At 64.1% G+C, this 26,532-nt stretch carries 16 protein-coding genes; 10 read left to right on the forward strand and 6 right to left on the reverse strand.

The window, feature by feature from the left end; translation table 11 throughout:
- Positions 1-2: 2 nt before the first annotated feature.
- Complete coding sequence (locus tag ABIC17_RS13705; RefSeq protein WP_354282593.1) at positions 3-2,180, reverse strand: beta-galactosidase trimerization domain-containing protein; 2,178 nt, start codon at positions 2,178-2,180, stop codon at positions 3-5.
- A 260-nt stretch (positions 2,181-2,440) separates the two neighbouring features.
- Between ABIC17_RS13705 and ABIC17_RS13710 the strand changes: the two genes are divergently transcribed.
- From ABIC17_RS13710 to ABIC17_RS13735, 6 genes are all read left to right on the forward strand, one after another.
- On the forward strand, positions 2,441-3,571 hold the full coding sequence (locus ABIC17_RS13710) for an FIST signal transduction protein (protein WP_354282594.1): 1,131 nt from the start codon (positions 2,441-2,443) through the stop codon (positions 3,569-3,571).
- A gap of 134 nt (positions 3,572-3,705) precedes the next feature.
- Positions 3,706-5,475, forward strand: coding sequence for a putative bifunctional diguanylate cyclase/phosphodiesterase (locus tag ABIC17_RS13715; protein ID WP_354282596.1), 1,770 nt, complete (start codon positions 3,706-3,708; stop codon positions 5,473-5,475).
- Between the two features lie 114 nt (positions 5,476-5,589).
- Positions 5,590-6,312: a Crp/Fnr family transcriptional regulator gene (locus ABIC17_RS13720; protein ID WP_354282598.1), complete on the forward strand. Its 723-nt coding sequence runs from the start codon at positions 5,590-5,592 to the stop codon at positions 6,310-6,312.
- 530 nt (positions 6,313-6,842) lie between these two features.
- The gene (locus ABIC17_RS13725; protein WP_354282599.1) at positions 6,843-9,839 is read left to right on the forward strand and encodes a TonB-dependent receptor domain-containing protein; all 2,997 of its coding nucleotides are present in this window, start codon (positions 6,843-6,845) and stop codon (positions 9,837-9,839) included.
- Between the two features lie 401 nt (positions 9,840-10,240).
- Complete coding sequence (locus ABIC17_RS13730) at positions 10,241-10,801, forward strand: gluconate 2-dehydrogenase subunit 3 family protein (protein ID WP_354282601.1); 561 nt, start codon at positions 10,241-10,243, stop codon at positions 10,799-10,801.
- A 56-nt stretch (positions 10,802-10,857) separates the two neighbouring features.
- Complete coding sequence (locus ABIC17_RS13735) at positions 10,858-12,534, forward strand: GMC oxidoreductase (RefSeq protein ID WP_354282603.1); 1,677 nt, start codon at positions 10,858-10,860, stop codon at positions 12,532-12,534.
- A 121-nt stretch (positions 12,535-12,655) separates the two neighbouring features.
- Here ABIC17_RS13735 and pcaF read toward each other — a convergent pair whose 3' ends face one another.
- The 5 genes from pcaF to ABIC17_RS13760 form a co-directional block, all read right to left on the reverse strand.
- Positions 12,656-13,858 carry a 3-oxoadipyl-CoA thiolase gene (gene pcaF, locus ABIC17_RS13740; protein ID WP_354282605.1) on the reverse strand — a complete coding sequence of 401 codons (1,203 nt, stop codon included), beginning with the start codon at positions 13,856-13,858 and terminating at the stop codon, positions 12,656-12,658.
- Positions 13,855-14,502 (reverse strand): 3-oxoacid CoA-transferase subunit B, encoded by a 648-nt coding sequence (locus tag ABIC17_RS13745; RefSeq protein ID WP_354282607.1) that lies wholly within the window; start codon positions 14,500-14,502, stop codon positions 13,855-13,857. Before ABIC17_RS13745 ends, pcaF begins: the two co-directional genes overlap by 4 nt.
- Positions 14,502-15,212, reverse strand: a complete 711-nt coding sequence (locus ABIC17_RS13750; RefSeq protein ID WP_354282609.1) for a CoA transferase subunit A — start codon at positions 15,210-15,212, stop codon at positions 14,502-14,504. Before ABIC17_RS13750 ends, ABIC17_RS13745 begins: the two co-directional genes overlap by 1 nt.
- A gap of 170 nt (positions 15,213-15,382) precedes the next feature.
- Positions 15,383-16,444 carry a HAMP domain-containing sensor histidine kinase gene (locus ABIC17_RS13755; RefSeq protein WP_354282611.1) on the reverse strand — a complete coding sequence of 354 codons (1,062 nt, stop codon included), beginning with the start codon at positions 16,442-16,444 and terminating at the stop codon, positions 15,383-15,385.
- Positions 16,444-17,130: a response regulator gene (locus tag ABIC17_RS13760; protein ID WP_354282613.1), complete on the reverse strand. Its 687-nt coding sequence runs from the start codon at positions 17,128-17,130 to the stop codon at positions 16,444-16,446. Before ABIC17_RS13760 ends, ABIC17_RS13755 begins: the two co-directional genes overlap by 1 nt.
- A gap of 149 nt (positions 17,131-17,279) precedes the next feature.
- On the opposite strand from ABIC17_RS13760, the gene ABIC17_RS13765 reads away from it, so the two are divergent.
- The 4 genes from ABIC17_RS13765 (at position 17,280) to ABIC17_RS13780 (ending at position 26,417) form a co-directional block, all read left to right on the forward strand.
- Positions 17,280-18,707 carry an efflux transporter outer membrane subunit gene (locus ABIC17_RS13765; RefSeq protein ID WP_354282615.1) on the forward strand — a complete coding sequence of 476 codons (1,428 nt, stop codon included), beginning with the start codon at positions 17,280-17,282 and terminating at the stop codon, positions 18,705-18,707.
- Entirely contained in the window at positions 18,704-19,780 is a 1,077-nt protein-coding gene (locus tag ABIC17_RS13770) for an efflux RND transporter periplasmic adaptor subunit (RefSeq protein WP_354282617.1), read from the forward strand. Before ABIC17_RS13765 ends, ABIC17_RS13770 begins: the two co-directional genes overlap by 4 nt.
- Complete coding sequence (locus ABIC17_RS13775; RefSeq protein WP_354282619.1) at positions 19,777-22,872, forward strand: efflux RND transporter permease subunit; 3,096 nt, start codon at positions 19,777-19,779, stop codon at positions 22,870-22,872. Before ABIC17_RS13770 ends, ABIC17_RS13775 begins: the two co-directional genes overlap by 4 nt.
- 335 nt (positions 22,873-23,207) lie before the next feature.
- Complete coding sequence (locus ABIC17_RS13780) at positions 23,208-26,417, forward strand: TonB-dependent receptor (RefSeq protein WP_354282621.1); 3,210 nt, start codon at positions 23,208-23,210, stop codon at positions 26,415-26,417.
- Positions 26,418-26,532 lie beyond the last annotated feature (115 nt).

Consider the following 26,532-nt stretch of genomic DNA (forward strand, 5'->3'; position numbering starts at 1 on the left):
CGTCAGATTTCGAAGGCTGCGACTTCGTATTCCATCAGCCCGGGGACCGTAAAGCTCAGCCTACGTCCGTCCTGTCTGAACACCAGATCGGTATCGGAGCGCAGCAAGCGAGCACGCCGGATCCTGGTATCGGTGGGCAAGGTCATGCGGACAGTCTGCGGCCCCAGGGGGTAATGTTTGCGCACCGTGTACGCGAGCGCATTGGGGTTCGTGTAATTCAGCAGGTGAACTGCGTAGCCCGGTTCGGTTTGCCACGCGAAAACCTCGATCAATCCATCGCCATCCACTACCGGCCCGATGTCGTCCCGCATGATCCACCGCACCGTATTTGCGACAAGCGTGGCAAGATCATTGTCACCGGTGCGCCAGAAACTGCCCTCTACGTCGCCCGCAAAGTGCGCCAAACGCGATTTACCCCGTTCGCGCAGGACAATGGCGGGCTTGCTGGTCCGGTCTGCGCGACTGTAGGTCTGCTCCGTCGGGTAGATCGGCCACGGATCGATCAGCGTCAGAATGGGGTCCCCACCCGCTTCGATCGGGATCGTCCAGTTCGGACCCGCAAGCCAGTTCGTATCGTCGAAACCCTTGAGGATCGCGTGGGTCGCTTCGATCCGGTGGTAGCTGGCAAAGGTCGGCGGATATGGCACCGTGTTGCCCGGCAGCGGCTCATGGGAAGAGGCCCGGTCGCCCACCCGGCGCATCCGCAGCAAGGGGCCGAGCGCGAAATCGGGTCGCATGATCCCTTTCGTATCGTAAAGCCCCGTCTCGAAGCTCGACATTAGCGAGCCCCCGTTCTCGACGAAGGCGCTGATCATCCCCAGTTGCGCGTCCGTGAGGATCGCAACGTTGGGCAGGAGGACGGCACTGTATTGCACCAGCTTGTCGCGCGTCAGGTTTTCGGCCGTCAGAACGTCAAACGGAATGCGTGCTTCCAGCAGGATCGAATACAGTCCCTGAACCGAATCCGTTGCCTCGCTGCCATCGGGTTTGGGATAGACCCGGTTCGTCAGCGGGGAGACGATCATCGCCACCTTGTGCAAAGATCGCACTGTATGGAAATGCGCGTCGTTTCTTGCCTGCCAGGCGAGGTATTCGCGACCGATCGCCTGCCAGCGGCGATCCTCCTTGAATCCCTGATGCGCGCCAAGCCAATGATAGTGGATCGCCCCGCCAGCGGCTGCAGTTTGCGCCATGCGGGTCTGGAGCTCCGCAGGGTTCTGGGTCGCGTTGCGCCACCAGATGCTGTTCCCGCGCGCCCATCCCCCGGTCAGGTTCAAGACGGTACGCTGGCCCATGACATCGCGGGCAATGCGCGCCTGCTGTGCCGAATCCCACACCGGAAGGTTGGCCCCGCGGTTCTGGTTATCGCACAGCAGGACTTCCGCGTTCTTGGTAAGCGAGGTCAGATCGAGTTCCCCGCCGCGCAGGCCACCGGTGATATTGCCGGTGTAGAAGCGGTCGCTCCGGCCGGTCTTGGCGATGCCGGTGTATAGGTTCCACAGCTTGATCGCGCGGGCCTGATAGGCACCGACATAGGCCGTGCTGTCGGCGTCCGCGACTTTCTGACAGGCAGCACACCAGCATTTGCGAACTTCGGTGTTCGGCCAGCCGTTCGTGTAAAGTCCATCGACGTCGTATCGCGTGACCAGCTCGCGCATGATCGCGGGAATCTGCTGGTCGTAATACGCCGTGAACTGGCATGTCTCGCCGTAAGTGGGCGGCAGCACGCCGCCGCCTGCGCCGTGCCGGGCAATCGTGCCGTCGCGTTCGCGCCGAAACCAATCCGGGTGCTTTTGCGCGGCCCTCAGCTGAACGATGTCGGGGCTGAACCGCCCCACGACCCGGATGTTGCGCTTGCGCAGCGCACTGACGCATTCTCCGAAGAGATCGCGGCCATTCAGGCCCGCCGCCGGGTAGAAATCCGGGACCGCAGAGGGATAGAAGGACACCGAACCGGTCACGCTCAAGAAAGTAACTTGTGCCTGCGCAGCCGCCAACACGTCGGCATAAGCTTCCACATCCATGTCGAGCGGATCAAGTTCATTGAAGTTGATGTGGAGAACGCGCTTGATGCGTTGATGCCAAGGGGCCTTCACAGCGGCAGCCTGACCAGCCGCGGGTAGCGCTAACAGCGCGGTCGCTGCTGTTCTGGTCGCGAACTCGCGACGGTTGATCGCCATGCCATCCCTCCAGGAACTTCGTTATGCCCTCAGCCTAGCTGGCTTTTCTGCACGCGGAAGACCAAATGTTTCCGCGTGTCGGTAGCGTCATCACAACGGCGCGTCTGATCGCAAACGTCGTACCGCCAACCACCTGCCATGCCAGCAGCACTATCCCGACAAACGCTCGGACTAGGGGTTTGCCCGTAATCGCCAAATAAAGCGGCCGTAACGAATATCCCGATACGACGGAGGCTACCGCGTTCTGGGGGTCGTGAGTCATGTGGTCGAAGCGTATTAACGGAGAAGATCCCGCCGAGACGTTCCCGGCAATCCCCGATCTGGTCGTTGTCTTCGGCCCGACCGATCGTCTGGCCGACCGGGGCTTGACAGACCGGCTGATGTCCAGCTGCGGCGACGCAATCGTGATCGGCTGCAGTTCGGGAACGATGGTCGATGGCGACGGTCTGGACGATGATGCCGTCGTCTTGCTCGGCATGGGGTTTGAACGAACCAAACTCGCCCTCGCGGTCCAGCCGCTGCCTTCGGCGGATGGTTCGTTTGCAGCGGGCGCGGCCATCGGCATGGACCTGGCCGACGATAGCCTGTCCGCGATATTCGTGTTGTCCAACGGGTTGAACGTCAACGGCAGTGCGCTGGTCGCCGGCATTCGGAGCGGGACGGGTGACGCCGTTTTGCTGAGCGGCGGGCTTGCGGGCGATGGAGCACGCTTTGGCGACACGCGGATTCTGGCGGGCGGGGACTGTCTGTCTAACGCGGTGGCTGCCATCGGTTTTTACGGGGAACATGTCCGCCTTGCCCATGGCAGCGCGGGTGAATGGCAGCCGTTCGGACCGGTACGCACGATCAGCGATGCGAACGGCGCGGAATTGTGCCGCCTCGATCATGAACCGGCGCTCGCGCTCTACGAGCGCTATCTGGGGGACGAAGCGGCGGACCTGCCGGCGTCCGGACTGTTGTATCCGCTCGAGATCTGGGATCCCGCAAAGCCCGACGACCGCGTCGTTCGGACGTTGCTCGCGATCGACCGCGACCGGGGCACGCTGACCTTTGCAGGAGACATGCCCCAGGGATGGAAAGCACGGCTGATGCGCGGCATCTTCGACGACCTGGTCGACGGGGCATCGACCGCGGCGCAGCATGCGCTCCACCAGGCCTCGACTTGGGGCGTCGCCCCCTCAGCCTGCCTGGCGATCAGCTGTGTCGGCCGCCGGTTGCTCATGGGACAGCGTACGGAGGAGGAGATTGCAGCGGTTGCGGCAGCGCTGCATCCGGATATCGCTCTGGCGGGCTTCTATTCCTATGGCGAGATCGCACCCCAGAACGTCACCGGCGTCCCGTGCCTTCATAACCAGACGATGACGATCACGTTGATCGGCGAGCGCGTATGAGCCCCCCCACCTCGGTCGTATCCACAATCGGGCCCCCGATCGAACCGCCCCGGCTGCACCCGATCGCGCTACGACAGGCCCGCCGCGCCCGCATGCCGGACGGAAGCATTGACGTCGATCGCCTGTTAGCCCTGATGTCCGAAACCTACACCGAGACCGACGTCGATCGCCGACGCACCGATCATGCCAACCGGTTGATGGCGACGGAACTGGAAGCGGCCCTGTCGGAAAGCGCGTTGCAAAACCTGCGCTTCAAGGCTGCACTGGACAACATGAACCAGGGCCTTGCGCTGTTCGACGTCTTTGGGCGGCTGGTGCTGACCAATCAGCGGTTTCTCGACATTTACTGCCTCGACGACGCACCGCCGGGCAACACGGTGGATCAAGTGCTGGGCCGCAGCCCCTGCCTGTTGCTCGGAACGGCTGTCGAGCATTGTCGGCTGATCAACGAATATCGTGATGTTACATCGGTTGGCGGTGCCAAGATCGAACAACGCCTGCCGGATGGCCGGACCATCACGATCGAACGGACGCGACTGGCCGATGGCGGCTTTCTCGACACGGTTGCCGATGTGACCGAAGCGCGTAACGCATCTGCGCAGATTGCGCATCTTGCGCGACACGATGCCTTGACCAACTTGCCCAACCGAACGCTTCTGCATGAACGGCTAGCCGAGATGGTGCGTAACGCGCGCCGCGGCGACCGGTGCGCCATGCTGGGCCTGGACCTCGACCGGTTCAAGCTGGTCAACGACACGCTTGGCCATCCCGTTGGCGATGCCTTGCTGGTCGCGGTGGCCGAGCGGCTCGTCAAACTCGTGCGGCCGCATGATGTCGTCGCGCGGCTGGGGGGTGACGAATTCTCGATCCTCGTGCAGCACGTGACGTCGGACGACATGGTCGAGCAGCTGAGCCAGCGGATCATCGACACGCTGACGCAGCCATTCGAGATCGCCGGCAATCATATCCAGATCGGCGCGAGCATCGGCATCGCGCTGGTCGAGGTCGACACGATCGATCCCGATACGTTGCTGCGTGACGCCGACCTCGCGCTCTACCGTGCGAAGCGCGGAGGGCGCGGAAGCTATCGCTTCTACACCCCTGACATGCACGTCTTCGCGACCCGGCGACGCCAACTCGAGATCGAATTGCGCCAGGCGTTGTCGTCCAACCAATTCGAAGTCCATTACCAGCCACAGGTCGACATCACGACGCATACGGTCATCGGCTTCGAAGCCCTCGCGCGCTGGTATCATCCCGAACGCGGGGTCGTTCCGCCGGGCGACTTCATCGGGGTGTGCGAGGAAATCGGCCTCATCGGCGCCGTCGGCGAACTCGTCCTGAAACAATCGTGCCGCGATGCTGCGCTTTGGCCAAAAAGCATCAAGATCGCGGTGAACCTGTCCCCGCTCCAGTTCAAGTCGGGCACCCTGCCCGCAATCGTTTCGCAAGCCCTGTCCGAAAGCGGTCTTGATCCAAAGCGGCTCGAGCTCGAGATCACCGAAGGTGCCATGCTCGAGGACACGGCCAGTGTGATCGAGCAATTGCAGCGATTGAAAGAACAAGGCGTCCTTATCTCGCTCGATGATTTCGGCACCGGCTACTCGTCGCTGAGCCACATCCGCAATTTCCCGTTCGACCGCGTCAAGATCGACCAATCGTTCGTTCGCGACCTCGGCACCAACAACGACAGCCTTGCCATCGTTCGCGCGGTGACGGGATTGTGCGGCAGCCTCGGGATCATGTCGATCGCGGAAGGGGTCGAGACGCTCGACCAGTTGAACATCCTGATCGCCGAAAAATGCGACAGCGCGCAGGGGTATTTTTACAGCCGCCCCGTCCCGCTTGCCGAAACTCTCCCCTTCATCTCACGCATGCTCGAACCCCAGCCAAAGGCGGCCTAGCAAAAGGAGTGCGCGCAAACGGGGTGATGCCAGGTTCCGCCCGCACCGGTCGGTTCTATTTCGCGCAAACACCGGGTAGAGGACCCTCCCGCACGATGGCAAAGGGAGGGCGGCTTGCGCACTTTTATCGACCGATTACTGGTTCGTTCCGATTTGACGGAAGGTGAACAGCTCGCGTTGCTGGGGCTCCACACGCGCGAAGCGGTCATCCCCGCAGGCCGGGATCTGCGCCGATATGGCGAACAGTCCGACTATGCTGCGATCATCTCTGCAGGGGTGGTCGGTCGCTATCACCAGGCGAGGGACGGACGCCGGAATTTCGTTGCCATGCACCTTCCGGGCGACATGGCGGACCTGTGCACCACCGTTCTGAAGGACGTGTCGTTCGGGCTCGAGGCGATGACCGACGTCACGGTCGAACTGGTTTCCAAGGCGGACTTGCTCGCCCTTGCCCATCTCCATGCGGCAATATCCCAGGCCTTCTGGCGCGATTGCGTTTCTGACACGCTGTTGATCGCCCAGCACGTCGTCCGGGTCGCCGGGTTATCCGCCCGTCAGAAGATTGCCCATCTGCTGTGCGAGATGGCGTACCGGTTGAGCGTATCGGACCATCAACCCCGGCTGCAATTCAACCTGGGTCTGACGCAATCCCAGTTGGGGGACTTCCTCGGGCTGACTGCCGTTCACGTGAATCGCATGGTCAGGGAAATTCGCGACATCGGACTGGCGGTCGTCGACCGGAGGTCTGTCTCGATCGATGACTGGGCCGGCCTGAAGCGGCAGGGCGACTTCGATCCGAAATATCTTTCCATTCCGCACGCCAGCGAACAGATCTGACGGTCCAAGGCAGGCGCTCGTTTGCGACTAAGCCGCCGCCGTCGCTCTAACGCTTCACTCGAATCGCCGTCAGGCTTGGTGCCCGGGCAAACTAAAGAATAGCCCAAAGCTGAAATAGTCGCCCCGGCAGTTTCGCTCCAGGCATACCTTTAGAGAACCAACGCGGTACAGTCGGCGTCTCCCTTCCCGGTTTCCGCGCGCCGACGATAGAATGCCCGTCCCGCTGCCGTCGCAGTCCGACGCGTCTCAACTCGGTGGCCGAAAACGCTGCAAAGCAGGCGTTACTGCCGTGGAGGTGCGCTTCGCAAAATCCGCACGGCGCATCTTGCGGTCGTAGTGTGTAAACGTGCCTCCGGGGCATGCCGCCTTGAGCATCGTACGCCCGTTCCTACATTACAACATTTTGGTAATGTTTTGGTATTTCCAGTTCGCAATATTGCTGGTACCAGCCCGGTATGTTGCTGAGCGTGAGCGCACGCCATCTGGATGAGGTTGCTATGATTGTACGGAACGTTGCGTCGCAAGCTGTATTGGCTGCCGTTTTCCTGTTGAATGCGGCACCTGCCGCTGCGCAGGAAACACCCGAACAGGCCAAGACCGAGGCAGACGCCACCACGGCGACCGTCGCAGCAGAACCCGATCCGCAAGCGGATGCATCGATCGTCGTTACGGGGTCGCGGATCCAGCGCCCGAACACGACCTCCGCCGCCCCGATCACGTCGGTGACCGCACAGGACATCAAGGCGCAGGCCGCGATCAACGTCGAGGACGTGCTCAACCGGCTCCCGCAGGTCGCGCCGGATAGCCAGCAGACCTATAACGATTCGGATGGTCGCCAGCGGATCAAACTGCGCAGCCTCGGATTCGAGCGCACGCTGGTGCTGATCGACGGCAAGCGCATCGGCACGCAGAACGGCCAGGACGTCGGGATCATCCCGCCGTCGTTGCTCGAGCGGGTCGACGTCCTGACGGGTGGCGCCTCGTCGGTCTACGGCTCCGACGCGGTCGCGGGTGTCGTCAACTTCGTCCTGAAAAAGGATTTCGAAGGGATCCAGCTCGACGGCAACTACAATTTCTACAACCACAACAACAAGGACACGGTCGTGTCGTCGCTGGCGAATGGCGCCGGTTTCGGCAGCAAGCGCGGGCTGAGCAATGACGGTGGCCGCGCCGACGTGACGCTTACCGCGGGCAAGAAGTTCTTCGACGGCGCGCTGCGGCTCAACGGGTTCGTCAATTACAAGCACACCGACGCAATCCTGCTGTCGGATCGGTCGAACTCGGGCTGCTATCTGACGCAGACCAGCCTGAACGCGCCCTTGTCGTGCGGGCTGACGCCGAGCAGCTCGACCAGCGGGCTGGTCACGCCGCTCAGCGGCGCGAACGCCAACGCGCAATATGTGAACAACCCCAACGGCTCGCGGACCTTCGTTCCGTTCGGACCGGGTGCCGGAAACGCGTCGAACTATTTCAGCAATTATGCCTATCAGCGCCCCTCCGAGCGCGTGAACGCCGGTGGTTTCGCCAGCCTCGACATCTCGCCCAACGCGGAACTCTACGCATCGGGCATCTGGTTCCGCGACAAGTCGTACAACAATTACCCGGCGATCGCTGGCGGCAACGTCCAGGTGAATTGCAACAATCCGTTCCTGTCCGCGAGCCAGTCCACCGCGATCTGCGGTGCTGCCGCGGGAACCGCGGCAACCGCGCCGATCGATCTTCGCTATCGTCTGGGCGAAGGCAACGACCAGCCCGACGCTTACCTCAACACTGGCGTCCGCCTCACCGGCGGCGTGCGCGGCAAGGTCGGCGATGCGTGGACGTATGACGTCGGCGGCGTTTACGCGCGCAACCATCAGGATTATTCGCCAAGCTTCGTCGATCCGACGCGGTTGCAGAATGCGATCAACGTCGGCGGAACCCGCGCTGCGCCGACCTGCGCTGCGACGGCCGACGCGGCGTGCGTTCCCTTCGACGCCTTCAGCGCGGGCAACAGCGATCCGGCGCTGATCGACTATCTCTATAATCAGGGCACTGCGGTCACCGTCGGCACGCTGTACGACGTCCAGGCCAACGTGACCGGCGACCTCGGCAAGTACGGCATCACGTCGCCGTTCGCCGAGCAGGGTTTGGCGGTCGCACTGGGTGCGGAATATCGCAAGGATACGCTCAAATCGCGGGCGGACAGCGTGTATCGCGCCGGCCTTGGCGGGACCGACAACTTCCTCAGCCAGGATGTCTGGGAAGGCAATATCGAGGTCCAGGCACCGCTCGTTCAGCACGAGCCGTTCGTCGAGCAACTGCAAGTCAACGGCGGCTACCGCCTGTCGAAATACAGCAGCAACCCCAGCACCTTCAACACCTGGAAGGTCGAGGGCATCTACGCCCCGATCCGCGACCTGACGTTCCGCGCCTCGTTCAACAAGGCACAGCGCGCACCGACGGTGGTGGAAATCCGCCAGGCGACCAATGTCGAGTTCGCGCGCGGCGGATCGGGCACGTTCAACGATTTCTGCGCACCGACGGTTACCAGCAACCCCAATGGCGGCGTGACGTACGGGTCGCCGGTCGCATCGCGCGATGTCTGCCGCGCGACGGGCCTGTCGGACGCTCTGTACGGCAGCCCGACGCTGCTTTGCCCGGGTGACGCCTCTACCGGCGCAACCGGGTGCACCGTGCGCTCGGGCGGGTTCACCGCCGATCCCGAAACCGCCTACACCCAGACCTATGGCCTGATCATCAAGCCGCGCTTCGTGCCGGGGCTGTTCTTCTCGGTCGATCGCTACCGGATCAAGATCAACAACTCGCTCGGGTACAACGATTTCAGCTATTACACCGATGGCTGCCAGCGTTCGAACGGCGATGCGTTCTTCTGCCAGGGGATCGTGCGCAACCCGGGCACGGGTACGTTGTATTCGTCGGCGGCCAGCAACCCGACAACGGGCTTCATTCGCCAGGGCACGACCAACTTCTACACGTCGATCGCGCGCGGCTATGATTTCCAGACGCAATACACGCTCAACCTCGACAAGCTCGGCAAGATCGACTGGAATTTCAACGGCTCGCTGACGACCTTTGCCGGTGGCCAGGATTCGCCGGTGCAGCCGTCGCGCAATTGTGCGGGCTATTATGGCAATGGTTGCGGCCAGTTGATCCCGAAGTGGTCGCATGGCCTGCGTGCAACCTACACCACGATGAGCAAGGTGTTCAGCGCCTCGGCCAACTGGCGCTATGTCGGGTCGCTGACCAACGCCGACAATTCGGGCGATCCCGCGATCGGCGGCACGCCGGAGCGCGCGCGGACGGGCTATTTCCGGGTCGCGCCGCAGAATTATTTCGATCTGGCGCTTAACTTCGCGGTCAACAAGGCATTCTCGCTGCGGTTGATCGCGAACAATCTGCTCGATCGCAGCGCGCCGATCGTGCCGGACTCGTACAACGTCGCGCTCGCCCGCACGAACACGATCCCGCAGCGCTATGACTCCCTGGGCCGTAACCTGTCGGTGGGCGCGACCGTCCGGTTCTGATCCGCTCGCCGTATGTGTGCCGCTACGTCCCGACGTACGGCACATTCGGCCAAGCCCTTACCGCTCCCTGGACCGAGCGCACGCTCGGTCCACAGGCTCATCTAGCCGGCGGGAACGCAACCATAGCAGCGCAGTCTCGCTTTCAACTGCCCGCTCGTGCCTTTCCGCATAGCGCCCCGTAGCGGCAGGATCGAGCACCCCCGACGACCGGTCCGCATGTCATCCGCATTGACTATCGGGCGAACGCATGACTAACTCCCGCCATAAAAACAAAATGGCTAGGAGAGGCGAATGACCATTGGTCATCAGTTCGACACAGCATCGCATGGCAGAGTGTTAACGTTAACTGGACGCGAGCCGGCATTCGCCCGCGCGGTCCCCCTGACCGGCCGGGGTGACGCATGATGATCGACCGCAGGGCTGCGCTCGTCGGTCTGGTGGGAGTCTTCGGGACGAACCTGTTCGCGCCGCTCGCCCGCGCCGTCGGCTATCAGCCAAATCCCGCCATCAACACCGGCGCACCCGCCGTGGTCTTCACGCCGGCGCAACGCGCGCTGGTCGCCGCGCTCAGCGAGCGCGTGCTGCCGACCACCGACACGCCCGGCGCGATCGCGGCGGGGGTGCCCGAATATATCGAGCATATGCTTGGCGACTGGGCGGTCAATGACGACCGAGCGACGATCCTCGACGGCCTCGCCGCGATCGATGCCCGCAGTATCGCCGATTACGGCAAGCCTGCGCTCAAGGCCTCGGCGGCGCAGCAGGATGCGCTGCTGACGCTCTCGATGAAGGGTGCCCTGCCCGGCGCGCCGGCGTTCTTCGAGCCGTTCCGCCAGCTCGTGATCACCGGCTACTACACGTCCGAGGTCGGCATCACCCAGGAGAGGCATTACCTGCCCGTGCCCGGTGATTACGACGGCGCGTATCCCTACGCGAAGGTCAAGCGCATCTTCTCGGCCTGACCGCGCGGTTCGCGCACCCTCCCCTATCCCCCTCTTCGATCCGGTGGACAATCATCATGGCAGCAACAGATCGCTACGACGCAATCGTCATCGGCTCCGGCATCAGCGGCGGCTGGGCCGCGAAGGAACTGACCGAAAAAGGGCTGCGCGTCCTGATGGTCGATCGCGGCCGGATGGTCGAGCATGGCGAGGATTATCCGTATGACGGCAAGTCCGCCTACGACATCCCTGCACGCGACCGCATGCCCGCCGCGCTCGCCAAAAGCGACTATTTTGCGCTCAACGGCTGGGTCCAGCCGAGCACGCAACCGTTCTTCATCAACGACCGGCTCAATCCGTACGATTACGATGCCCCCAACAAGTTCAACTGGGTGCGCCCGTCGGTGGTCGGCGGCAAGTCGCTGACGTGGGGGCGGTGGAGCTTCCGCTGGGGCCCGAACGACTTCGAGGCGAACAAGCGCGAGGGCGTCGGCACCGACTGGCCGATCCGCTACGAGGACGTCGCGCCGTGGTACACCTATGTCGAGAAGTACATTGGCGTCTCGGGCGGGCGGGAGAACCTGCCCTATCTGCCCGACAGCGAATTCATGCCGCCGATGCCGATGAACATCGCCGAGAAATGGCTGAAGACCAGGCTCGAAGATGAATTCCCCGGCCGCAAGCTGATCAACGCGCGCCTCAGCAACATCACCGAGGACAAGCCCGAGCAGAACCGCTCGCGCTGCCAGAAGCGCGCGCAATGCCATCGCGGGTGCAGTTTCGGTGCCTATTTCTCGACGCAGGCAGTGACGCTGCCCGCCGCCCGCGCGACGGGGAAGCTGACGCTTCGTTCGGACAGTTGGGTGACCAATCTCGAATATGATCCGGCGCGCAAGCGTGTCACTGGGGTGCGACTGGTCGACGGCAATACCGGCGTGGCGGAAGTCATTCCGGCGCGGATCGTCTTCCTGTGCGCCTCGGCGATGAGTTCGCTCCACATCCTGCTCAACTCGCGGCCCGCCGACAGCCAGCGCAGCTACTTCCATTCCAACGGCGCGCTGGGCAGCGCGGTGATGGATCATATCTTCCGCGTGAACGTGTCGGGCGAGATCCCCGGCATGACCGACTATGTCGAATATGGCCGACGCCCCGGCGGGGTCTACGTCCCCCGCTTCCGGAACCTCGCCGACGAGGATCTGCCGTTCAAGCGCGGCTATGGCTATCAGGGCGGTGCGGGCCGGCAAGCCGCCGCCCCCGAGGGCTTTGGCGCAGCGATGAAGCACGGCATGCGCGAATATGGCCCGTGGCGCTTCCAGATGGGCGCGTTCGGCGAATGCCTGCCCTATGACGACAATCGCGTCACGCTCAACTATAACAAGGTCGACCGCTTCGGCACGCCGCTGCTGCGCTTCGACGTCCGGTTCCGTGACAACGAAATCAAGATGATGGACGATGCGCAGGAGCAGGGGATGATCATGCTGCGCAAGGCAGGCCTGACCAACGTCACCAGCTATCGCGGCAAGCATGTCCCCGGCGAGGCGATCCACGAGATGGGCGGCGCACGGATGGGCCACGACCCCGCGACGTCGGTGCTCAACAAGTGGAACCAGGCGCATGACGCACTCAACCTGTTCGTGACCGACGGATCGCAGATGGCCTCGGTGTCCTGCGTCAACCCATCGCTGACCTTCATGGCGATCACGGCGCGCGCCGCGGATCAGGCGTTCAAACAGATGCAGGCCGGCGTGATCTGACGGAATGATACAGCGAGCGCGGGCGACCCCAGGTCGCCCGTCGTCTCAACCGCGTCTTACGGAAAATTCATATGTTTCGTAGACTTGGTCGTCGTTGCTACCTGGCGATCCCAAGTCTGGGTCAGACACGTTCGACGAGCAATGCGATCCCCTGCCCAACCCCGATGCACATGAACGCCATCGCATAGCGCCCTTTGGTACGCTGCAGTTCCTCGACCGCCGACATCGTGATCCGCGCGCCCGACATGCCGAGCGGATGTCCCAAAGCGATCGCACCGCCGTTCGGATTGACGCGCGGGTCTGCCGGATCGACGCCAAGGTCACGCAGCGTCGCGATCGCCTGCGCGGCAAAGGCTTCGTTCAATTCGATGACGTCGATCTGATCGAGCCCGACGCCCGTGCGCGCCATCAGACGACGCGCAGCCCCGATCGGACCGATGCCCATCACGCGGGGCGCGACGCCATGCGCCGCCATGCCGATCACGCGCGCGCGGGGCACCAGTCCGTGCCGTGTTGCTGCCGCTTCGGACGCAACCAGCAGTGCGGCCGCGCCGTCGTTGAGCCCCGACGCGTTCCCCGCAGTAACGGTTCCGTCGGGACGGACGACCGGGCGCAATTTTGCCAACGCTTCCAGACTGGTAGCGCGCGGATGTTCGTCGGTTTCGAAGACGATCGGGTCGCCCTTGCGTTGCGCGATGGTAACCGGGACGATCTCCGCGGCAAGACGGCCGTTCTGCTGCGCGGCGGCCGTCTTCTGCTGACTGGCCAAAGCAAAAGCATCCTGATCCTCACGGCTCACGCGCCACTCAGCCGCGACGTTCTCCGCGGTCTGCGGCATCGTATCCACGCCGTACTTGGCCTGCATCGCCGGGTTGACGAAGCGCCAGCCCAGCGTCGTATCCTCGATCTTCTGCGATCGATCGAAACCGCTGCCTGCCTTGCCCATCACATAGGGCGCTCGCGTCATGCTCTCGACCCCGCCTGCGATCATCAGGTCGGCGTCGCCGCTGCGGATCGCCCGCGCCGCCGATCCTATCGCGTCTAGGCCGGAGCCACACAGCCGGTTGATCGTCGATGCCGAGACCTGTTCGGGAAGCCCCGCAAGCAGCACCGCCATCCGGGCGACGTTGCGATTGTCTTCCCCCGCCTGGTTCGCACAGCCGAGGATCGCGTCGTCGACCGCATGCCAGTCGACGTGCGGATTGCGCGCCATCAGCGCCCGGATCGGGATCGCGGCAAGATCGTCCGCCCGCACGCTCGACAAGGCACCGTTGAGCCGACCGATCGGGGTGCGGATCGCGTCGCAGATGAAGGCGTCGGTCATGCCATGAGCTCCTGTGCTACCGTGAGGGGTGCGCCCATCCTTACGCGAATGTCATCGATGCTCGTCCCGGGGGCGCATTCGATCAACCGAAGGCCGGGCTTGTCACAAGCGATGACCGCGAGATCGGTGATGATCAGGTCGACGCACGCCTTGCCGGTCAGCGGCAAGCTGCATTCGGGCAGGATCTTGGGCGTGCCGTTCTTGCTGACGTGATCCATCACCACGACCACCCGCTTCACCCCCGCGACCAGATCCATCGCGCCGCCCATTCCCTTCACCATCTTGCCGGGGATCGTCCAGTTGGCGATGTCGCCGCTCGCCGATACCTCCATTGCGCCGAGCACGGTCAGGTCGATATGGCCACCGCGGATCATCGCGAAGCTGTCGGCCGAGGAGAAGAAGCTCGACGTGGGAAGCTGGGTGATCGTCTGCTTGCCGGCGTTGATGAGATCGGGGTCCGCTTCCCCTTCAAACGGAAACGGCCCCATGCCGAGCATCCCGTTTTCCGATTGCAGCGTCACGTCAATCCCGTCGGGAATATAGTTTGCGACGAGCGTCGGAATACCGATCCCCAGATTGACGTAAAAGCCGTCCTCGAGTTCTGCCGCCGCGCGCGCGGCCATCTGTTCACGAGTCCAGGGCATCAGACAGTCTCCCTTGCGCGGGTCGTCAGTTTCTCGATCCGCTTCTCGTTGATGGTGCTGAGAACGACCCGGTCGACGTAGATGCCCGGCGTATGGATGCAGTCCGGGTCGAACGTGCCCGCGGGGACGATCTCCTCGACCTCGACGACCGTCACCTTTCCCGCCGTCGCCATAGTGGGGTTGAAGTTGCGCGCGGTCTTGCGGAACATCAGGTTGCCTGCCGGATCGGCGCGCCACGCCTTGATGATCGACAGATCCGCGCGCAGCCAGGTTTCACGGACATAGGCCTCCCCGTCGAACGTCTCCACGGGCTTGCCTTCGGCGACGACGGTGCCGACGCCCGTCTTGGTAAAGAAGGCAGGGATGCCCGCACCGCCCGCACGGATCCGTTCCGCCAGCGTGCCCTGCGGGGTCAGTTCGAGCGCGAGGTCACCCGACAGATATTGCTGCTCGAACAGCTTGTTCTCACCGACATAGCTTGAGATCATCTTGGCGATCTGCCGACTTTCCAGCAGCATCCACAGCCCGAACCCGTCTGCCCCGGCATTGTTCGAGATTACCGTCAGCCCGCCGACCCCGCTGGCGCGGATTTCGGGGATCAGGCTTTCCGGATTGCCGGACAGACCAAAGCCGCCCGACATGATCGTCATGCCATCGACCAGCAGTCCGTCCAGCGCAGCCGCTGGCGTCTCGAAAATCTTGCCAGACATACCGTCTCCCTTGTTCATTGATCGAACTGAACGTTCGTCCCGTGAATTGCGTTTCGGGTCTATACGGGCAAGCCGTTTCGGTGGCGTTGCACGCTCAATCCACCCGCCATCGCGCCAGACGGTGCCTGATCGGCTGGATGTGCGAGCTTACCGATCGCGCAGATTTTGCTTCACGCGCTTGGCATGCCCCGTGGCAACGAGATCACCACCCTCAGCCCGCCACCGACACCAGCCATTGCCCGGATCGACCCGCCGTGCCGTTCGACCGCATACTTCGCGATGGCAAGCCCAAGCCCGAAACCAGTGACTTCGACACCGTCGGTATCGACGCGTTTGAACGGTTCGAAGATGTCGGCTTCCATTCCGACCGGAACACCCGCGCCGCGGTCCTGGATCGACACGACGGCGCATTCGCCGTTCACGTCTGCCGTCACGTCGACAGACGTATTGGGCGGCGAAAACTTGATGGCATTCCGGATCACGTTTTCAAACGCCCGGTAGAGGAGATCGCCGTTACCCAGAGTGACGAACGGTGCCGCGGGAGAATATCGTATCGTGCACCCCTTCGCCCGGCCCTCGAAATTGGCATCGTCGACGATCGCGGTCAGCAGGTCGATGAGGTCGACCGGGCTGACGCCGAAGTCCGCCGAACTCGATTTGAGACGTGCCAACGTCAGCAGTTCCTCGATCAGGCTGTTCAGTCGCTCCGCCTCGCGCTCCACGCGCAACAGCATGTCCGGGATCTTCTCCGGGGATTGGCGCAACAGGCCGATCGCCAGTTGCAGCCGCGACAAGGGCGATCGCAACTCATGCGAAACGTCGTGAAACAGCCGCTCCTGCGTCTGGAGCAGGTGCTGAAGTTGCGCGGCCATCCCGTCGAAGTCGCGGGTCAGATCGGCGATCTCGTCACGGCGCGTACCGACCAAGGGATGGACCCGGGTCGCCAGCTGGCCGTCCGCGATTGCGCGGAAGCCGCGGCTGAGATGCGTGATCGGGCGGGCGAGATACCATGCCAGTCCGGCACTGAAGAACAGGCTGACGACCGTGCCGATCATCAGCGGCATGGTGCGGTTGAACGGCAGCGCGTCGAACACGGCCCGCTCCGCTGCATCCGGCCGGGTGAACGCGAACAGACCCGCACCGATCAGGAACGACGTGCCGCTCGCAAGCAGGAACGCGACGAACAGCTTCCAGAACAGCCGACCAGGGCGGCGCGGGGCGAACGATGTCATTACTCGCACGCCAGCTGATAGCCCTGGCCACGGATCCCGAGGATCCACGGCTGGCCATCGGGACGCGGCCCGAGCTTCTGGCGGATGCTGCTGATATGGACGTCGATCCGCCGGTCATAGGCGGTAAGCGCCCGCCCCAGCGCGTTGCGCGACAATTGCTCCTTGCCGACGATATGCCCTGCGTTGCGCGCCAGTTCCTCGAGCAGGCTGAACTCGGTACCCGTCAGATCCAGTGCAGCGCCATACCACTCCGCGCGCCGCTTGCCGGGCAACACGGCAAGCGGGCCAGCGACGATCGGATCAGCCGGGCCATTGTCGCGGTTACTGGTGACTCGCCGCAGGATTGCGCGCATCCGTGCCACCAGTTCTCCCGCCGAACACGGCTTGGGCACATAATCGTCCGCACCGAGATCGAGCCCGGAGATGCGATCGATATCGTCGCCGCGCGCGGTCAGCAACAGCACCGGGACATCGCTGGTCCGCCGGATCCGCCGCAGGACCTCGATCCCCGACAGGCGCGGCAACATCACGTCGAGCACCACCAGATCGTAGCGCCCCGACAGCGCTTCGGTCTCGCCGCTCTGTCCGTCGTGCACGGCGAACGCGCCGAGGCCCTCGCCTGCGAGATATTCGGCCAGCATCGCGGTCAGTTCGCGATCGTCGTCTATGAGCAGGATCTTTGTCATTTTCTCCGGTCGGCGCGTGTCGGGTTACACTGGCATGCTCGGTAAAGCAGCGTCAGGCGTGCACCTTTACAAAACTAAACGCACCTTTTTCCTAACTTTACACCCGCCACGAACACCCGGACATGGCGCTCGGCTAAGCGAGGGGGACCATGATCCCCCTGCCCTCCCTTGCCCGCACACGCCGGTCGCTTTGCTGGACGCCGCTGTTGACGGCGGCGTTGCTCGCGGGCTGCACCGTCGGACCCGAGTATCGCCGCCCGCAGGTCGCGATGCCCGCCGCATGGGTAGCCCCGCTGCCCCACGACGCCAGCGCGACTGCGCTGAAAAGCTGGTGGCAGCGGTTCGATGATCCCGTCCTGCTCCGCCTTCAGGAACAGGCGGAAGCGTCGAGCCCCACGCTCGACCAGGCGGTCGCGCGGATCCAGCAGGCGCGCGCCACGCTCGACACCAACCGCGCGCAGGGGCGCCCGCTGGCGAACGTCGGGGCATCCTACACCGAGAGCGGCCAGCGGACGAGCTCCGGCGGCCAGAGCTTTCAGTTCGTCACCGGCGGCTTCCAGCCAAGCGCTGACGCCAGCTGGGCGCTTGACCTGTTCGGCAAGATCCGCCGCAACAGCCAGGCCGCGCGCGCACGGATCGAAGCGCGTGGGAATGATCTCGCCGACGCACGCATCGCGCTCGCGGCCGAGGTGGCGGACAATTACGTCCAGTATCGCGGGTGCGAACAACTGGCGGCGCTCTACGATCAACAAGCCACGTCGCAATCCGAGACCGCGCGGCTGACCCGGATCAGCCAGCGCGCCGGCTTCACCGCCCCCGCCGACGCCGAACTGACCGATGCCAGCGCAGCCAGCGTGCGCGCCAGCGCGACCGATCAGGTGGCGCAATGCGACCTGCTGGTGAAAAGCCTGACCTCGCTCACCGGATCGGGCGAAGCGACGCTGCGCGCGACGTTGCTGCCCGGCAAAGGCCGCTTGCCGATGCCCGCGATGCTATCCGTGACGACGCTTCCCGCGGATCTGGTGCGGCAGCGCCCTGACATCGCGTCGAGCGAACGCGAACTGGCGGCGTCCAGCGCCGAAATCGGCGCGGCGACCGCGGAACTCTATCCCAGCCTGTCGCTTTCGGGCTCGATTTCCACCGGCGGCGGGCTGTCGCAATGGTCGTTCGGTCCCTCGCTCAGCCTGCCGATCCTCGACGGCGGTAAGGCGCGCGCCGGGGTGCGGAGCGCACGCGCTGCGTATCAGCTGCAATTCGCCACTTACCGCGAGAGTGTTCGCACCGGGATCCTCGAGGTCGAACAGGCACTTGTCCGGCTTCAGTCGGCACGTGCCCGCGACGCCGATCTTGCGCGCGCAGCGCAGGGCTATGCAGCGAACTACGCGGCGATCGACCGCCAGCGGCAGGTCGGTTCGGTCAGCATGATAGACCGCGAAAGCGCCCGCCGCAACGCGCTCGAGGCAGAGCGGACGCTGGTCAACCTGCGCCAGACCCAGGTTCAATCGCTGATCGCGCTCTACAAGGCGCTCGGCGGTGGATGGGATGCCGGCGTAGTCTCCATTGGAATGACAAGATGATGCGATCCCCCTCTTCCGCCGCGCTGCTCGCCGGTGCGCTGCTGCTGGCAAGCTGTAGCGCCAAGGACACCGCGGTGAAGGAAACCCCGACCAGCCTGACGGTCTCGGTCGTGCGCCCGCAGCAACTGTCCTGGCCGCGACTGCTCAGCGCCAACGGCAATCTGCAACCCTGGCAGGAAGTGGTGATCAGTGCCGAGACCGGCCCCTATCGGGTCGCGACGCTCGACGCCGACGTCGGCGCGCAAGTGCGCAAGGGGCAAGTGCTGGCGACGCTCGCACGCGAAACGCTGCTCGCCGAGCGTGCCCGGCTGCAGGCGGCGGTGGCGGAGGCGCAGGCCAATCTCGCCAAGGCGGATAGCGACGTCTCGCGGGCACGGCAGATCGGCGACAGCGGCGCGCTCTCGGCCCAGCAGATCCAGGGCTATTGCGTCACGCAGCAGACCTCGCAGGCGTCGCTCGCCGCGGCGCGCGCGCAGGTGCGCGGCACCGACGTTCAACTCGGCCAAACCAATGTGCGCGCGGCGGAAGACGGCGTGGTCTCGTCCCGCACGGCGCTGCTCGGCAAGGTCGTCAATTCCGGGGACGAGCTGTTCCGCCTCGTGCGCCAGGGGATCATCGAGTGGCAAGCCGAACTCGATGCGCGCCAGATCGCAGCGGTGCGCGCCGGCCAGTCCGCGCGGGTTACCCTGCCCGACGGGCAGACCGTCGCGGGGGTCGTCCGTCTGGTTTCGCCGACGCTGACCAGCACGACCAGCCGCGGGATCGTCTATGTCCGGTTGCCCGCAGGATCGCCGGCGCGGGCGGGCATGTATGGCAGCGGGGTGATCGCGGTCGGTGCCGGGCCGGTGCTGACCGTCCCCGACGCCGCCGTCGTGCTGCGGGACGGCAAATCCTACGTCTATCGCGTCGGCAAGGACAATCGCGTCAGCGAAACCACGGTCACCGCAGGCCAGCGCCGCGACGGTCGCGTCGAAGTGCGCGGACTTGCGGCCGACGCGCAGGTGGTCGCCGCGGGCGGCGCGTTCCTCAGCGACGGGGTCGCGGTGCGCGTCGTGCGGAGTACAGCCAAGTGAACATTTCCGCGCTGTCGATCCGGCATCCCGTACCCGCCGTGCTGCTGTTCATCATGCTGACGATCTTCGGGATCATCGGTTTCAACCGGCTGCAGGTCCAGAATTTCCCCGACATGGACTTGCCGACCGTCACGATCACCGCCTCGCTGGAAGGGGCAGCCCCCGAACAGCTCGAGACCGAGGTCGCCCGCAAGATCGAGGATCGGCTGACCTCGCTGCGGCTGCTCGACCATGTTACCACGACGATCACCGAAGGCACGGTCAGCATCGCGGTGCAGTTCACGATCGACAAGGACGGCAACGAAGCGGTGCAGGAAGTCCGCAACGCAGTCGACGGCGCGCGGCAGGACCTGCCTTCTGCGCTGCAGACGCCGACCGTATCGAAGCAGACCGCCAACGCTTCGTCGATGCTGACCTATACGATCCAGGCGAAGAACATGACCGAGGAGGCCCTGTCCTGGTACGTCGACAACGATGTGACCAAGGCGCTGCAGGCGGTCCAGGGCGTGGCCAGTGTCGCGCGGGTCGGCGGCGTCTCGCGCGCGGTCAACGTCAACCTCGATCCCGCCGCGATGGCCGGGCTCGGCGTCGCGCCCGCCGACGTCAGCACCAAGCTCAAGGCGATGCAGACCGATCAGTCGGGCGGGCGCGGCGACGTAGGCACGCAACGCCAGTCGCTCCGCACGCTGGCGGCGGTGCACGATCCACAGGCGCTGGCCGCGATCAGCATCCCGGCGAGCACCGGCCAGGGCATCACGCTCGGCCAGATCGCGACGATCGACGATGGCCACGCCGAGCGCAGCACGCTCGCTTATCGCGACGGCAAGCCGGTCATTGGCTTCACCGTGACGCGCTCGCTCGGCTTCGGCGACGCCGCGGTGGCGGAGAAGGTCCGTGCCGCGGTCGAAAGCTTCTCGGAGCAGCATCCCGAAGTCCGCATCACGGAAGCCAGCAACGCGATCACGCCGATCGTCGACAATTACGAAGGCTCGATGCACCTGCTGATCGAAGGCGCGCTACTGGCGGTGCTGGTGGTGTGGTGGTTCCTGCGCGACTGGCGCGCGACGCTGATCTCCGCCACTGCGTTGCCGCTGTCGATCATCCCGACGTTCGGGGTGATGTATCTGTGCGGCTTTACGCTCAACATGATCTCGCTGCTGTCGATCGCGCTGGTGATCGGCATCCTCGTCGACGATGCGATCGTCGAGGTCGAGAATATCGAACGCCATATGCGCATGGGCAAGGGCCCGATCGAGGCCGCCACCGAGGCCGCTGCCGAAATCGGGCTGGCGGTGGTCGCGACGACCTTCACGCTGGTCGCGGTGTTCCTGCCGACCGCGTTCATGGGCGGCATCCCGGGGAAGTTGTTCCGCGAATTCGGCGTGACCGCTTCGGTAGCGGTGCTGTGCTCGCTGCTCGTCGCCCGTCTGCTGACGCCGATGATGGCCGCCTATTTCCTCCGACCGACCGATCATGAGGACAAGGACGGCCGGTTGATGCAGCGCTACATGCGCGCGATCCGGGCCACGCTCAAACATCGGCGGACGACGGTGATCCTGGCCGCCGTGTTCCTGCTCGTTTCCTGCTCGATGATCCCGCTGCTGCCCTCGGGGTTCATCCCGGCGCAGGACAATGCGCAGTCGAGCGTCTCGCTCGAATTGCCGCCCGGCAGCACGCTCGACGAGACCGCCGCGATCACGCGGCAAGCAAGTGCGATCCTTCGGAAGATCCCGGAAGTGACGCACGTCTTCGCGGCCGTCGGCACCGCCACCACCGGCGGCGGCATGGCATCGACCGAGACTGCCGCGGTCAACAGCGCGACGTTGACGGTCGACCTCGCCGAGCGCGGCGACCGGCACGCCAAGCAATCGGCGGTAGAGGCGAAGATGCGCGACGCACTTCGCGCCCTCCCCGGTACGCGCGTCAGCGTCGGCGGATCGGGCAATGGTGAAGTGCTGCAGATCGTGCTCGCGGGTGACGACGGCGCATTGCTCGAACGCACGGCCGACACCGTCGAGGCGGCGGTGCGCAGCGGCGTTCCCGGCATCGGCAACGTCACCTCCAGCGCCGCGCAGCAGCGCCCCGAAATCCAGTTGCGACCAGACTATGCGCGCGCCGCCGCGCTGGGCGTGACCAGCCAGACGATCGGCGATACCGTTCGCGTCGCGACCTCGGGCGATTATGCCGCGTCGCTGCCCAAGCTCAACCTGTCCGACCGGCAAGTCGATATCCTCGTCCGGCTCGACCCCGCGGCACGCAGCGATCCGCAGGCCTTCGGGCTGCTGCGCGTCAACGGCACCAACGGGCAGGTCGCGCTGGGCTCGATCGCAGAGATCGGCTTCGGCAGCAGCCCTGCGCAGATCGACCGGCTCGATCGCCACCGCAACGTCACGATCTCGGTCGAACTCAACGGCCGCCCGCTCAGCGACGTGATGGCCGAGGCAAAGTTGCTGCCGTCGATGAAGACCCTGCCCGCCGGGGTAAGCCTTGTCGAACAGGGCGAATTGCAACGCACATCCGAACTGTTCGGCAGCTTCGGTCTGGCGATGGCGATCGGGATCTTCTGTATCTGGGCGGTGCTGGTGCTGCTGTTCCACGATTTCCTGCAGCCGGCGACGATCCTGTCGGCCCTCCCTTTGTCGCTCGGCGGGGCGCTGTTCGCGCTGCTGATCTGCAACATGAGCTTTTCGATGCCCTCGGTGATCGGACTGCTGATGCTGATGGGCGTGGTGACCAAGAATTCGATCCTTCTGGTCGAATATGCGATCATGGCGCGCCGCGAGCACGGCATGTCACGCTACGACGCGCTGATCGATGCGTGCCACAAGCGCGTCCGGCCGATCATCATGACGACGATCGCGATGGCGGCGGGGATGCTGCCCACCGCACTCGGCTTCGGTGCCGATCCGAGCTTCCGGCAGCCCATGGCCGTGGTGGTGATCGGCGGTCTGGTGACCTCGACCGTGCTGAGCTTGCTCGTGGTGCCGGTGATCTTCACCTATGTCGACGATTTCGAGCAGTGGTTGCGAGGAAAGACTCGGCATCTTGGCGCGCAGCATGGTCCGCAATCCGTCCTGACCCATGCACGATGATACAGCGGACGATCGCACGCTACGCGTCTTGCCCCGTGATCTGTCACGCCAGCCCGGCGCTGCGCCGGCGTAGCGAACTGGGTGATACAGGGCCGAAATACCAGGCGAACGTTGATCCCTGGGTACGCCGGGACGGCAGATTGCGATGGCAGCCCCTTCCCTTGACGGGGTTAGGCCAGACAAAGGGGAAAGACCGAAAATGACAACCCTCTATTGCCAATATGATGCCATCTTGCGCGAGAGGTAATAAAAAAGTTTCAAGCGTGCTGTGGGTTTGCTCAAGTCGAACGTCTTTGAACGGTAACACTTCGAAAAAGGGGCGGAAGATGGGGGCGATGCAGCGGGTGATTGTGGGCGCGAGCGCGTTGGCGATGGCAGCAGGGACATCGGTCATCGCACCACCGGCCTATGCCCAGCAACGACAGCTTTCGTTCGATATCAAAGCGCAGCCGCTTGGCCAGGCGCTCCGAGCGCTGGGGCGGCAGGCGCGGATCGAGTTGGTGTTCGACGAAGCGGCGTTCGGAAGCCGGCACTCGTCCGCCCTCACCGGTAGCATGACGATCGACGCGGCGCTGGACCGGATCCTGCAAGGCACAGAGCTGAAGGTCACCCGTACATCCAACGGCGTCTATGCGATTTCGGGGGCAGCGGCCACCGCGCCGGTTGCGACGATCGCCTCCCCGCTTCCGGTGGACGCTCCGCGAGCCGAACCGGATGGCGGCGACCTGATCGTGACGGGTTCGCGGATCCGATCGAAGAATTTGGTCGAGACGGCGCCGGTCACCAGCGTCGGTCAGGCCGAGATCAAGCTGCAATCCGCGTTCAGCGTTCAGGAGGTGTTGAACAGGGTCCCGGCGATCAAGAACAACGATACCAATCTGTCGAACGGCAACGGTCGCCAGCAGTTCGACTTCCACGGGCTTGGCACGAACCGCACCCTGACGTTGATCGACGGGCAGCGGATCGGCGTGACCGAGGGTATCGATGCGTCGGTGGTCCCGGTCGGCCTGATCGAACGGGTCGATCTGCTGACCGGCGGCGCGTCCGCGGTCTACGGTTCGGACGCGATCGGTGGCGTCGTCAACTTCGTCCTCCGCAAGGACTTCGAAGGCATCAATGCCAATGCCAATTACGGTTTCTACAACACCAGAAACCGCGACAATATCGCCGCACAGGCAGCGCGCAACGCTGGCTTTAGCGTGCCGGAGGGGTCGGTTAACGACGGTGGTCGCTTCGACGCCAATATCAGCGTCGGTCACAACTTCGACGAAGGGCGCGGCAACATTTCGGTGTTCGGCGCCTATAGCAAGGTCAATCCCGTCCTCGCATCGGACCGGTCCTTCTCGGTCTGCCCGATCACCCTGTCAGGGCAAAGCGTGGTTTGCGCGTCCCCGTCATCGGCAACGCCGTCCGGCTATTTCCAGGCGCTATCCGGTCCCAACCAGAACGGGACGATTCTCAGCAATGCCCCGAACGGTAGTCGCGAGTTCGTGCCCTACAGTGGGGCGAACGGGTATAACTACAACCAGACCTTCTACTTCCAGCGCGAAAACACGCGGTACAACGGTGCCGTCTTCCTGAACTACAAGGTATCCCCCGGGCTGCAGCTGTACGCCAACGGCCTGTACCTGAAGTCCGAAGCGGTAAGCCAGTCGGACCCCGCGACGATCCAGCCCGGGTCCGTTGCGTATGCCATCAACTGCGACAATCCTTTGCTGTCCGGGCAACAGGCACAGGCCCTGTGCGGCAGCGCGGCGGGCACCGCGACCAATGTCACCACAGACGTCCGGTACCGGTTCAGCGACGCACGAACGACCCGCTCGTCGAACGAAATCTACCGGGGCGTTGCGGGCTTCCGCGGCGATCTTGGCAGTGCCTGGCATTATGACGTGGGCGGCGTCTACTCGACGACGCTTTATCAGCAGCGCCAGAACAATCGCGTCGATCCGACCAAGGTCGCGGCTGCCTTGCAGGTCGTCGACGTGAATGGCGTGGCAACCTGTGCCTCGGCGGCAACCAACCCCGCTTGCGTCCCGCTCGACATCTTCTCGAGCGCTGGCCCAAGCGCCGCGGCGGTTGAAGCGCTGGCCTTTGGCGGCGGCGGGGGCTTGTTTCGCGAACGGTATCAACAATGGGTCGGCAACGCGAACGTAACCGGTGATCTGGGCGAATACGGCATCCGCAGCCCGTTCTCTAGCAAGGGGATCAACGTTGCGATCGGTGCGGAATATCGCACCAGCAGCTACCGATCCAATCCCGACGCCGCGTATCAGGCGGCGTTCGGCTCGACCCCGTCAAGCCTCTCGAACAACGCCAAGGACATCTACGGCGAAATCAATGTCCCTCTGGTCAGCGACCGGCCGTTCATTCGCGATCTGAGCGTTGGCGCGGCGATCCGTGGGTCAAGCTATTCGGGGGTCGACAAGATGCGGTCGACCTACAAGTTCGACGGCAGCTGGCGGCCGATCCAGGACCTGCTGTTCCGCGCGAGCTACAACAAGGCGACACGGGCACCGAGCATCTACGAACTCTCGTCGAATGCCGCGATCAGCTACGGGACGCTCGACACCAACACGCTGGGCGATCCCTGTGCCGGCGCCAATCCGGTCGCAAGCCTCGCTGCGTGTCAACGTTCGGGGGTGACGGCGGCGCAATATGGTTCGATAGCGCAATGCCCGGATTTCCTGTGCACGGTACGCAATGGCTCGCAAGGGCTGGTTACCCCGGAGATCGCACATACCTACACCTACGGCCTGGTGCTGACGCCGCGGATGCTGCGCGGTTTCTCGGCGACGGCCGACTATTACAACATCCAGATCGAGAACGGGATCGGCTATTACCGCGCGATCGATTTCACGCAGACCTGCGCCAATACGGGCTATGATTTCTTCTGCGGGCAACTGGTTCGAAATTCCGACGGCACCCTGTTCAGCAATGCCGGGGCGTCGAGCGGATACATCAACCAAGGCTACTCAAACCTCGGCAAGACACGCGCAGCCGGATTCAATTTCTCCGCCAATTACGAGACCCGGCTTGGCCGCTGGGCCCAATTCTCGACCAGCTACGTCGCCACGCTCCAGACCGACAAGGGCGGCGATCTCGGCTTGCCGGATACGGATTTCAACGTCGTCGGGTTGTTTGGTCCCTATGCCGGTCAGGGGTATCGCCGGTATCAGCACAACCTGCGGACCACGTTCTCGTCACCCAGATCTGCCAAGAACCCCGCGCTGGTCTCGCTCAACTGGCGGCACAATTCCGGGCTGAAGAACTCCCGGCTTGCCGGCAACCCGATTTTCGGATCGGACGATGCAAGCGTTCCGGACCAGTATAAGTATCTGCCGTCCTACGACCTGTTTGATCTGAGTGCCAGCATCACGATCGCACAGAAGCTGACGCTTCGGGTCGTGTTGAACAACCTGTTCGATGCATCCGCGCCGATCCGGCCAAGCCCCCCGCTCGAGGCAGCGGAACGCGTCAACACGTCGCCGTCGGTCTATGACGCGCTTGGTCGGTCGATCAACGTCGGGGCGTCGATCAATTTCTGAAACGCGCACCATTTCGAGCGACGCTGTCCTGGCAGCACCCGGCTTTTGGGATGCCCCTTCCCGCCGGGAGATTCTCGCGGCGGGGGGTGGCGCGATGCTGTTGGGGGTTGCCGCT

The organism is Sphingomonas sp. PvP056, from assembly GCF_040549155.1.
Taxonomy (GTDB): domain Bacteria; phylum Pseudomonadota; class Alphaproteobacteria; order Sphingomonadales; family Sphingomonadaceae; genus Sphingomonas.